This is a genomic window from Georgenia sp. (assembly GCF_054605595.1).
The window spans coordinates 1-10,479 of the sequence record NZ_JBTSDU010000112.1 but is presented as its reverse complement, the minus strand read 5'-3'; the positions used below and the strand labels follow the sequence as shown (position 1 = coordinate 10,479).

The following is a 10,479-nucleotide window of genomic DNA, read 5'->3' as shown; positions in this document are numbered from 1 at the left end:
CCCCTGGGGTAACCCATCCCGCCTCGCGCTACTCGCCTGCGCCGCCCGCCCCGCGCCTCGGGGCAACCCAGCCCGCCTCGCGCCACTAACCTGTCCTGCGGGGCCGGAACCGGTCCCCGTGGAACGTCGGGGAGCACCATGGCATCCGGAAGTGGCACCAGGGCGGTCGTCACCGCGCTCGCGGCGAACGTCGGCATCGCCGTCGCGAAGTTCATGGGCTACCTGCTCACCGGGTCGAGCTCGATGCTCGCCGAGTCCGTGCACTCCGTCGCCGACTCCTCCAACCAGCTCCTGCTGCTGATCGGTGGGAAGCGGGCCACGCGCCGGGCATCCGCCGTCCACCAGTTCGGCTACGGGCGGGTGCGCTACGTGGCCGCGTTCGTCGTCTCCATCGTGCTCTTCACACTCGGTGGCCTCTTCGCGCTGTACGAGGCCTGGCACAAGTTCGCCGACCCCCATCCCATCGACTCCTGGCAGTGGGTGCCCATCGCCGTCCTGCTGCTCGCGATGGTCATGGAGGGGTTCGCGCTGCGCACCGCGGTCCAGGAGGCCACCCGCGTCCGCGGGGACATGTCCCTGTTCGAGTTCGTCAAGGCGTCCCGCTCACCGGAGATCCCGGTGATCATCCTGGAGGACACCGGCGCGCTCCTCGGCCTCGTCTTCGGCCTCTTCGGCGTGGGTATGACGCTGGGGACCGGTGACGGTCGCTGGGACGCCGTGGGTTCCGCGGCGATCGGCGTGCTGCTCGTGCTCGTCGCCGCCTTCCTGGCGAGGGAGATGACCTCGATGCTCATCGGCGAGTCCGCTCTGCCGGAGCACCGCCGGGCCATCGAGGCCGCACTGGTCGGGGACGGGGTCGAGTCCGTCATCCACATGCGCACCATGCACCTCGGCCCCGACGACGTCCTCGTCGCCGCCAAGGTCGCGGTGGCGCCGGGTGCGACTGCGGAGGAGGTCGCCCGAGCGATCGACGCCGCCGAGTCACGGGTGCGCGCGGCCGTGCCGCTCAAGGCGCAGATCTACCTCGAGCCCGATCTGCTCCGGGGCGTCGATGTCACCGCGCAGGGCGGACCGCCGGCGGCCTGAGCGGTTCCTGCTCCCCGTCACCACCCGCCGCACACGCGCTACGCCGGCCATTTCAACTGTTGCGGGCGATCCCACGTGCCGGGGCCATCGCAACTGCTGCGGCCCATCCCGCGCGCCGCGCCCAGCCCAACTGTTGCGGGCGATCCCACGTGCTGCGGGCGATCCCACGTGCCGGGGCCATCGCAACTGCTGCGGCCCATCCCACGCGCCGCGCCCAGCCCAACTTGTTGCGCGAAGACTTTGACATGACTATCAGTCGTTTGTCTTCGCTCAACGTCCGCCCTGCGGGGTTGGCGAGTAGCGTGTCCCCGCGTGTCGCTCGCCCGCTCGACGGGGGCTGGCCTGCGACTGGTAGGTGTGCCTGGGCGCCACGAGAGCGGCTCACGCGCGACGGGGTCGGGCTGTCGCACACGTCATGTGGCCCTTGTCAGCCGATGCAGCACACAGCGCGGGCCACACGGCGTCGGCCGCCCCGTCCATCCACGGGACCACAGCGCGAGAGTCACCTGCTCGGCCACCTCGCACGGCGCAGCAACGACGTGACGCCACCTGAACCGCAGCGTGATCTCGTCGCTCGCGATCAGCACGATGTTGTCGCGCATGGTGTCCGCGTCGGTTCGACCACCGGGGTGCGCGAGCTGTCCGTCCAGCTCCACCCGCACCCGGAACCCGTGGTAGCGGCAGTCCGCTCGTAGCCAGAGGTGGTGCACGAGCTGCCGCTCCTGGAGCACCGAGACCGGCAGGCCGTGCCGCCGTTCGATGCCGTGGTATCGAAACTCCAGCGGAGACTCGATACCGTGCTCGACGAGGTGCCCAAGGTCCAGGAGCAGGCGTCGATGGCGAAGTCTGCTGCGCGCGCGCACGGCGGCCTCCAGCTCGGTCATGGAGAAGTTGCGCTTCGCGAGTGCGCAGACGAGCGCGACGACGTCGTCCTCGCTCGTGGTCCTCAGGTTGGCCATGTCCAGGATCGTCTCGACCTCGAAGATCGCACGCAGGCGTCCGCCCGACGGCGGCATGCGGTTGCGGATCCGGACGACGAGGCCCGGTTGGGGACGGACCCGGCGGTTGGCCGGCACGCTGACCACGATCACCGAGCCGGGCCGGTCACGGAGCAGGTGGTGGTATGCGGCGCTGGAGTGGCTGAGGGCGGCTCCCGGGCCCGCATAGATGAGCGCCGCCCGGGCGCGCGTACGCCAGGTCGGCCGGCCGGTGTGGATGGCATAGACGCCAGGGAAGACGCGCTGCCAGCGTTGGTTGCGGATCTGGCGACGGATCCAGTCATGGCTTGCCCCGAGCTCGAGGAGCTGACGGCGGGAGACGACCTGGTCCTGACCTCGGGCGAGGCGCTCGATAGCACGGAGATCTGCGTTGGCCATGGCAGACAGCGTGGCGAGGGTGATGAGGTGCGCGCTGCGGGTGGGCGCTCGCCTGTGGACAAAGCAGTCGCCCGGGAACGGGTGGAGTGCCCGGATGCAGCCGGACAGTGCCCGGCCGCAGCCGGACCAACCTTCGGAGATGCCGATGGCCCGCGGTCGAGGACCGCGGGCCATCGGTGTACCGGCTGCCGGCCGGTCAGGTGGCGCTGGGCCGGTGAAGAGGCCGGCTGGCCGTCGGTGTGTGTGACGTGCCGGTCAGGTGGCGCTGGGCCGGTGAAGAGGCCGGCTGGCCGTCGGGGTGTGTGACGTGCCAGTCAGGTGGCGCTGGGCCGGTGAAGAGGCCGGCTGGCCGTCGGTGTATGTGACGTGCCGGTCAGGCGGCGCCGGGCCGGTGAACAGGCTGGCCGTCAGCATGCGTGACAGGCCGGCCGTCAGCATGCGTGACCGGCCGGCCGTCGCCCGGCGTGTGTGACGGGCGGGTGCGTCAGCCGGTGATGCCCTTGACGAAGTCGGGGTTATCCGCGACCCACTGGGCGACGGCCCCCTCGTTGTCGGAGCCCCCGAACTCGTTGAACATGACGTTCTCGAGCTCGGCGATGGTCTCGTGGGTCATCTTGAACTTGCCGATCCACTCGGCGACCTGCGGGTACTCCTCGGAGAAGCCGGCGGTGCCGTAGGCGTAGATGTCGTCGGGCTGGCCCATCGCCCCCTCGGGGTCCTCGAGGTCCCGGATCGGGAACTCATCGTAGGCCCAGTGCGGGCGCCACAGGGTGACGGCGATGTTCTCGCCGCCCTCGATGGCGGAGCGCAGCTCGGCGAGCATCGCCGGCGTCGACGAGGTGACGAAGTCCATGTTCTCCAGCCCATAGGTCGGGATGGCGGACTCGTTGAGCTGCTTGGTCAGGCCCGCCCCGGCCTCGATGCCGACGATGCGGTTGCCGAACGCGTCGGCGTTGTCGGCCAGCTCGGCGAGGGAGGTGATCGGGGCGTCCTCGTTGACCGCAACGGTCAGCGGGGCGTCCTCGAGCCACATGCCGAGCTCCTCCATGTCGTCGCCGAACCGGTCCTTGTAATCGGCGTGGGTCAGCGGCAACCAGGTGTCGAAGTTGACGTCGTACTCGCCCGAGGCGGTACCGGCGAAGATGACGGCCGGGTCGGCGGTCTCGAGGTTCACCTCGTAGCCGGCGTCGGTGAGGATGTTCTCCCACAGGTAGGAGGCCGCGATCGCCTCCTCCCAGTTGAAGAGGCCGATGGTGATCGGCTCGGCGTCCTCGGGTGCGCTGGCGCCGGTCGCGGCCGCCTCGCCCGAGGTGTCGGCTGCGGGCGCCTTCGGCTCGTTCGCCGAGCCGCAGGCGGCAAGTGTGAAGGCGAGGGCCGCGGTCAGTGCGAGGGCTACCCCGCGTCGCTTCGTGTTCTGCATATCCGTTTTCCTTCCGTGAGCGCAGGGGACGCTCTGGTTGTTGGTCGGTGTGGCAGGTGTGATGGCCCGGCGGTGCGGCAGCGGGTGCCACCCGGGCCGGGCCGAGAGGGTCAGTCGTCGGCAGCGCGCGTCTGCAGGGCGCGGGAGACGGCGGAGCGGTTTCCCAGGGCAGCGGTGACCCGGTCGAGGAACATCGCCAGGATCACGACGGCCAGTCCCGCCTCGACGCCGAGCCCGATGTTGAGGCTGGACAGCGACTGCACGACCGGCTGGCCGAGCCCGGGAGCCCCGACCATGCCGGAGATGACGACCATGGACAGGGACAGCATGATGACCTGGTTGAGCCCCGCCATGATCGTCGGCATGGCCAGCGGCAGCTGGATCTGGCGCAGGATGCGCCCCGGCGTCGCGCCGAAGGCGGCGCCCGCCTCGACGACCTCCTGGTCGACCTGTCGGATGCCGAGCTGGGTCATGCGCACGCCGGGGGCCACCGCGAAGACGATGGTGGCGACGATCCCCGGCTCCACGCCGACGCCGATGATGAGCACGGCCGGGATGAGATAGACGAAGGCGGGCATCGTCTGGAGAAAATCGAGGATCGGTCGGACGACGGCGGCCACCGTGTTGTTGCGGGCGGCCCAGATGCCGACCGGGATGCCGATGACGATGGCGATCAGGCTCGCCACGATGACCAGCGCGAGGGTGGCCATCGCGTTCTCCCACTGGTCCACGCCCACGATGATGGCGAAGCCGACGAGGCTGGCGACCGCCAGCCGCTTGCCCTTGGCCCAGTAGGCGAGCACGGCCAGCACGATCGCGACGATCCAGAACGGTGGGCTGCTGAGGATCAGGTTGGCGCCGTCGAAGCCCGCCTCGAGGATGGCCCGGAGGACGTCGAAGAAGCCGGCGAAGCTGTTCGTCAGCCACTCGACGAAACTCTCGGCCCAGTCACCGAGCGGGATGCGGAAGAACTCCCCGTTCATCGGGTCCCCCCTTCGTCGGTGCCCGGGGTGTCCACCGGCGTGGTGCCCTCGGTGGGCAGGTCGACGGTGGGTGCCGGGTGTCCGGTGTCGCCGACGGTGGGTGCCGGGTGTCCGGCGTCGCTGACGGCGTCTGCTGCGCCGGTCGGTGCGGGCTCGGGGCTCGGCGCGCTGCTCGCGGAGGTCGTCGGGGACATGGCATCGAGCAGCGCGACGCGCGGGACGACGCCGAGGAGGCGGCGCTCGTCGTCGACCACGGCCAGCGGGAGGCGGGCCTCGGCCGCCGGGGCGAACATCTCTGCCAGCGGGGTGTCGGGTCCGACGGCGGAGGTGTCCGGGTGCACCAGGGTGTCGAGGTTCTTGGTGCCCTGGCGGTGCGCGGCGAGGAGCTCGTCGTCGTAGACCGACCCGTGCAGCACGCGGTGCCGGTCCACGACGTAGGCCGCGGAGACCTGGACCTGGCGCATCTCGCGCAGGGCCACCTGCAGGCCGCTCGTGAGCGGGATCGTCACCACCGGACGGCTCATGAACGTCTGCGCCGTCAGCACCCGCGACCGGTCCACGTCCGCGATGAACCGGGCGACGTAGTCGTCGGCGGGGTAGGAGAGGATCTGCTCGGCGGTGTCGATCTGCACGATGCGTCCGTCCCGCATGACGGCGATGCGGTCCCCCAGGCGCATGGCCTCGTTGAGGTCGTGCGTGATGAAGACGATCGTCTTGCCGAGCGTGGCCTGCAGCTCGACGAGCTGGTCCTGCATCTCGCGCCGGATGAGCGGGTCGAGCGCGGAGAACGCCTCGTCCATGAGCAGGATGTCGGTGTCCGCGGCGAGGGCCCTGGCCAGGCCGACGCGCTGGCGCATGCCGCCGGAGAGCTGGGCGGGCAGGGAGTCCTCCCAACCGCCGAGTCCGGTCATCTGGAGCGAATGGGCGGCCCGCTCGCGCCGTTCCGTCTTGCCGACGCCCTGGATCTCGAGCGGGTAGGCAGCGTTGTCGAGCACGGTGCGGTGCGGCATCAGCGCGAAGTGCTGGAAGACCATCGAGACCTTCTTCTGGCGGATGGCGCGCAGCTCGGCGGGGGAGACGTCGGAGATGTCGGCGCCGTCGATGAGGACGCGGCCGGACGTCGACGGCAGGAGCCCGTTGAGCATCCGGATCAGCGTGGACTTGCCCGAGCCGGACAGGCCCATGACGACGAACGTCTCGCCCTTGTCCACCTCGAAGGACGCGTCGATGACGGCGGCCGTGCCGAGCGGCTTGACCTCGTCGCGGCTCTTGCCGGCCTGCAGGCGCTTGACGGCCTCGGGTGCTCGTCTACCGAAAACCTTGTAGACGTGCTCAGCGCTGATGGCGCTCACGTTCACCTCATCACGGGTTCGGACACGACCGGGCGGCGTCAGGTCGTGACGCCGCCGGCCGCGCGCATGTTCATGGGTCGTCCCCGGCAGGGAGTGGCCACGGGACGGTCCTGGGCCCGGCGTGCCAGCCGTGGAGCGCGCCGGTGGGCGGCGCTGCCACGGGGCGGCTGCACCGCGACCACGGGAATGGACTCCTCATGGTCGCAAATTTCGGCGCCATGCGCATCTTTCGATGAAGGGGGGATTAAGTGGATAGACATGGGTTTTCCGTTGCCAGCGCGGGGAAAGGCGTGGATGAAAGCGAGGTGAGATCGTTACCCTGTTGTGACCAGTCTCGCGTCCCGGAACGGACACCCGTGGTCTGCGTCACGGCCGGCGCGCTGGACGACGACGCGCATAATTACTACGGTCCTTCTATGAGTAAATTGGGTCCGCTGCCCACGACGTCGACCCGGCGCGAGCAGCTCTCCGGGCCGCGCCGCACCGTCCTCGACCTGCTTGTCGAGACGCAGCGGCCGATGACGGTGGCGGTGGTGGCCGCGCGGCTCGGCCAGCACCCCAACACGGTTCGCGAGCACCTCGACGCGCTGGTACGCGCCCACCTCGCCAGCCGTGACCAGCTCCCGCCCGCGGGGCGCGGCCGCCCCGCCTCCGCGTACACGTACACGCCCGAGGGGTCGTTCTCGAGCCCGGAGTACGCCGTGCTCGCCCAGGTGCTCGTCACCTACCTCACGCGCGTCATCCCCGCCGGGCCGGTTCTGCGCCGGCACGCGCACGAGGCCGGCCGGGCCTGGGGCCAGGCCATCCTCGATCGCGACAACGTCGCGCACGGCCCGGACGCCGCCGGGTCCGGGCGGGCCCCGGTCCGTCGCGGCGGGCCGGGCGATCGTCGGCACGGAGGTGGCGGACCGGGCGACGGCGGCACTCGCGGCGGGGCCCGCAAGGTAACCGCCCCCGTCGGGTACCTGCAGCGACTGCTCGACCGCTCGGGCTTCGACCCGGAGTACTCCGTCGACGAGGTGGGCGGCACCGAGACGCTCCGGTTGCCGCGCTGCCCCGTGCTCGCGCTCGCCACCGAGCGGCCGGAGGTCGTGTGCGCCGCCCACCTGGGTATGGCGCGCGAGATCCTGGCGACGGCGGACGTGCCCGCCGACGACGTCCGGCTCGACGCGTTCGTCGAGCCGGGGGCCTGCCTGCTGTATGTCGCCGCTCGCGGTGGGCCCGGGCGCGACGGCGCCGGAGCCGGCCCGACGACGGGCACCGGCTCTACGAGCAGGGCGACTTCCGGCGTCGTGCGTGCCACCGACGCGACGAGCGAGGCGGCGACGGGCGTGACGAGCGGGTCGGTGACCGGTGTCGTGCGCGGGTCGGCGACCGGCGTCGTGAGTGCCGCCGGTGCGACGAGCGGGGCGACCGACGCCGCCGTCGACGATGGCCTGCGGATCGGCGCCCCGGGGATGTGGCCCACGTGACCGCGCCCCTCCACCAGCCGAGGCCCCCGGCGTCCCCGGTGCGCACGGGGACCGCCGGCGCAACGACCCGAGGTTCCGTGCGGCCGTTGCGTCACCGCACCGGCTTCCGGCTCGCCTTCCTCGTCCCCGGCGCCGTCGCGATGATCTTCGGGCTCGACGCCGCGCTCGGGCTGCTCGGCCTGCCGCAGTACCTCGGCCCCGCGCTCGCGATCGACCGGCTGCCGGACATCCACGGCCTGCTCATGGTGCTCGGCTTCGTCGGCACCGTCATCTCCCTGGAGCGCGCCGTCGCGCTGGGGCGGCCGTGGGCGTTCGCGGCGCCCGCCGCGTCCGGGCTCGGTGCGCTCGCGCTGATCCTGCCGGTGCCCCTCGCCGTCGGACAGGGTCTGCTGGTCCTGGGCCAGATCCTGCTGCTGCTCGTCTACCGCAACCTGCTCGCCCGCCAGCCCGCCGCCGCCGTCACCATCCAGGTGCTCGGGGCGGTCATGGCGCTGGGCGCCGCGCTGCTCTGGGCGGGCGGCGTCCCCGTCCCGGCGCTCACCCCGTGGCTGGCCGGCTACCTCGTCCTGACCATCTTCGGCGAGCGGCTCGAGCTCGCCCGGCTGGAGGTTCTCTCCGCCCGCACCAGCAACACCGCGCTCGGCATCGCGATCGCGACGGTGGCCGCCGCTGCCCTCGCCCTGATCGCGCCCGAGCTCGGCTTCACGCTCGTGGGGCTGAGCCTCCTGGCGGCCGCCGGCTGGCTCGCCGCCAACGACGTGGCCCGGCGTACCGTCCACGCCACCGGGCTGCCGCGGTTCATCGCCGTCTGCCTGCTCGCCGGCTACGGCTGGCTCGCGGTCGGCGGCGCCATCTGGACGCTCGGCGGCGCCGTGACCGAGGGGCGCGCCTACGACGCCGTCCTCCACGCCATCATGCTCGGCTACGTCATCTCGATGATCATGGCCCACGCCCCCGTGATCTTCCCCGCCGTGCTGCGCCGCCCGCTGCCGTACCGGCCGGTGATGTACGCCCCGGCCGTCCTGCTCCACGCCTCGCTGCTGCTGCGCCTGGGTGTGGGCGACGCGCGCGACATCGAGTGGGCCGTCCAGGTGGGCGGGGTCGCCAACATCGTGGCGTTGCTCGCCTTCGTCGTCATCGCCGCCTGGTCGGTGCTCACCGCCAGGCCGGCCGTACGCTCCGCGCCCGCCACCACGCCACCCGCGCCTGCTCCTACCGCTGCCGAGTCCGTTGCCCCTGCCCACATTCCTGCCTCTGCCCCCGCTCCTGCCTCCGCTGCTGCTCCCGCGCCCGATCCCGCTGCCGCTGCTGCTCCCGCGCCCGATCCCGCTGCCGCTGCCGATCCCGCCTCCACCTCCACCTCCACCTCCACCTCCACCTCCACCTCCACCTCCACCTCTACCTCTGCGACTGCCCACATGCGTGCCTCTGCTCCCACTCCCACTCCCACTCCTACCTCTGCCCCCGTCTCAGCCCCTACCTCTGCCCTGCCCAAGGAGCCCCTTCGTGACCATCCCGGTGGGGCCGCCCGCCCCGCAGACCAGCACCTCCGGTGAGCCCACCGGCGCCCACCCGGACCCGAGCGGCGGTGGCGGGCGTCCTGGCGGTGGTGGCCGCACCGGCGGCGCGGGGCGATCCGGCCTGGACCGGCGCACCTGGCACGCCCGTGCCAACGCGGTCGTCGCCGCCTGGTTCGTCGCGGCGTTCGTGGTCGCCGTGGTGCACCGCTGGATGCCCGAGTCGATCTGGCTGCTGACCCACATGGTGCTGCTCGGCGCCGTCGGCTCGGCGATCCTCATCTGGTCCGGGCACTTCGCCGACACGCTCCTCGGCCGCCCCGCCCCCGGCGGACAACCGTTCATGGTGGTGCGCCTGGCCGTGTACAACGTCGGCGCCATCACCGTCATCGCCGGCATGACGACCAACCGGGACGCGCTCGTGACGGCCGGCGGCGCACTCGTCGCGCTCGCCGCCGTCGTGCACGCCGGGGTGGTCCTGCGCCAGCGGCGCGGGGCGATCATGGCCCGCTTCGGCGCGCTCTCGCGCTACTACGTCGTCGCCGGCGCCGCGCTCGCGACCGGCGCGGTCATCGGGATCTTCCTGGCCCGCACCACCGTGGACGCGACCGTGCAGGGCCAGCTCTACGTCGCCCACGTCGGCACGATGCTGCTCGGCTTCGTGGGTATGACCGTGCTCGGCACGCTGGTGGTGCTCTGGCCGACCATGCTGCGCACCAAGATGGTGCCCGGTGCCCCGGTCCAGGCCGGGCGGGCGATGTGGGTCCTCCTCGGTGGCGTCCTCGCCGTCGACGTGGCCGCGGCGACCGGGCTGCGCCCGCTCGTGGCACTCGGCGCCCTTGCCTACCTCGTGGGCATCGGCCTGCTGGTGGCGCCGATGGTGACGATCGCGCGCACCAAGCCGCCGCGCTCCTTCGCCACCCACTCGGCGATCGCCGGCATCGCCTGGTTCGCGTTCTCCGTCGTCGCCCTCGGCGTCGGCGTGGCGACGGCCGCGGACTGGCCGGCCGCGGTGAGCGCCCTCGGCGTTCTCCGCGCCCCGTTCGCCGCGGGCTTCGCGCTGCAGATCCTGCTCGGCGCCCTGAGCTACCTGGCCCCCGTCATGCTCGGCGGCGGCCCCGCCGTGGTCCGCGCCGTCAACGAGGAGATGGACCGCGGCGCCGTCGCGCGGGTGGTCATCGTCAACCTCTGCCTCGCCGCGTTCCTCCTGCCGGTGCCCTCCCTGGTGCGGGTGACGACGTCGATGCTGGGTCTGGGGGCGCTCGCCACCTTC

Annotated in this window: 7 protein-coding genes and 1 pseudogene; 4 read left to right on the top strand and 4 right to left on the bottom strand. The window is 72.0% G+C overall.

What is annotated here, in order from left to right; all coding sequences use genetic code 11:
* Positions 1-138 precede the first annotated feature (138 nt).
* Positions 139-1,086 carry a cation diffusion facilitator family transporter gene (locus ACYC1Z_RS11975; protein ID WP_461409757.1) on the top strand — a complete coding sequence of 316 codons (948 nt, stop codon included), beginning with the start codon at positions 139-141 and terminating at the stop codon, positions 1,084-1,086.
* A gap of 413 nt (positions 1,087-1,499) precedes the next feature.
* Here ACYC1Z_RS11975 and ACYC1Z_RS11970 read toward each other — a convergent pair whose 3' ends face one another.
* The 4 genes from ACYC1Z_RS11970 to ACYC1Z_RS11955 all read right to left on the bottom strand — a co-directional run bounded on the left by ACYC1Z_RS11970 (position 1,500) and on the right by ACYC1Z_RS11955 (position 6,217).
* Positions 1,500-2,462 carry a type IV toxin-antitoxin system AbiEi family antitoxin domain-containing protein gene (locus ACYC1Z_RS11970; RefSeq protein ID WP_461409756.1) on the bottom strand — a complete coding sequence of 321 codons (963 nt, stop codon included), beginning with the start codon at positions 2,460-2,462 and terminating at the stop codon, positions 1,500-1,502.
* Between the two features lie 484 nt (positions 2,463-2,946).
* Positions 2,947-3,882, bottom strand: coding sequence for a glycine betaine ABC transporter substrate-binding protein (locus ACYC1Z_RS11965; protein ID WP_461409755.1), 936 nt, complete (start codon positions 3,880-3,882; stop codon positions 2,947-2,949).
* 110 nt (positions 3,883-3,992) lie between these two features.
* Complete coding sequence (locus tag ACYC1Z_RS11960; protein ID WP_461409754.1) at positions 3,993-4,865, bottom strand: ABC transporter permease; 873 nt, start codon at positions 4,863-4,865, stop codon at positions 3,993-3,995.
* The gene (locus ACYC1Z_RS11955; RefSeq protein ID WP_461409753.1) at positions 4,862-6,217 is read right to left on the bottom strand and encodes a quaternary amine ABC transporter ATP-binding protein; all 1,356 of its coding nucleotides are present in this window, start codon (positions 6,215-6,217) and stop codon (positions 4,862-4,864) included. Before ACYC1Z_RS11955 ends, ACYC1Z_RS11960 begins: the two co-directional genes overlap by 4 nt.
* Before the next feature lie 356 nt (positions 6,218-6,573).
* Here ACYC1Z_RS11955 and ACYC1Z_RS11950 point away from each other — a divergent pair, with 356 nt between their 5' ends.
* The 3 genes and pseudogenes from ACYC1Z_RS11950 to ACYC1Z_RS11940 form a co-directional block, all read left to right on the top strand.
* Entirely contained in the window at positions 6,574-7,689 is a 1,116-nt protein-coding gene (locus ACYC1Z_RS11950; RefSeq protein ID WP_461409752.1) for a helix-turn-helix transcriptional regulator, read from the top strand.
* Positions 7,690-7,775: 86 nt separating this feature from the next.
* Positions 7,776-9,245: a hypothetical protein gene (locus ACYC1Z_RS11945; protein ID WP_461409751.1), complete on the top strand. Its 1,470-nt coding sequence runs from the start codon at positions 7,776-7,778 to the stop codon at positions 9,243-9,245.
* Positions 9,196-10,479, top strand: a pseudogene (locus tag ACYC1Z_RS11940) (multicopper oxidase domain-containing protein); the annotation flags it as partial. The gene ACYC1Z_RS11945 and the pseudogene ACYC1Z_RS11940, both read left to right, overlap by 50 nt.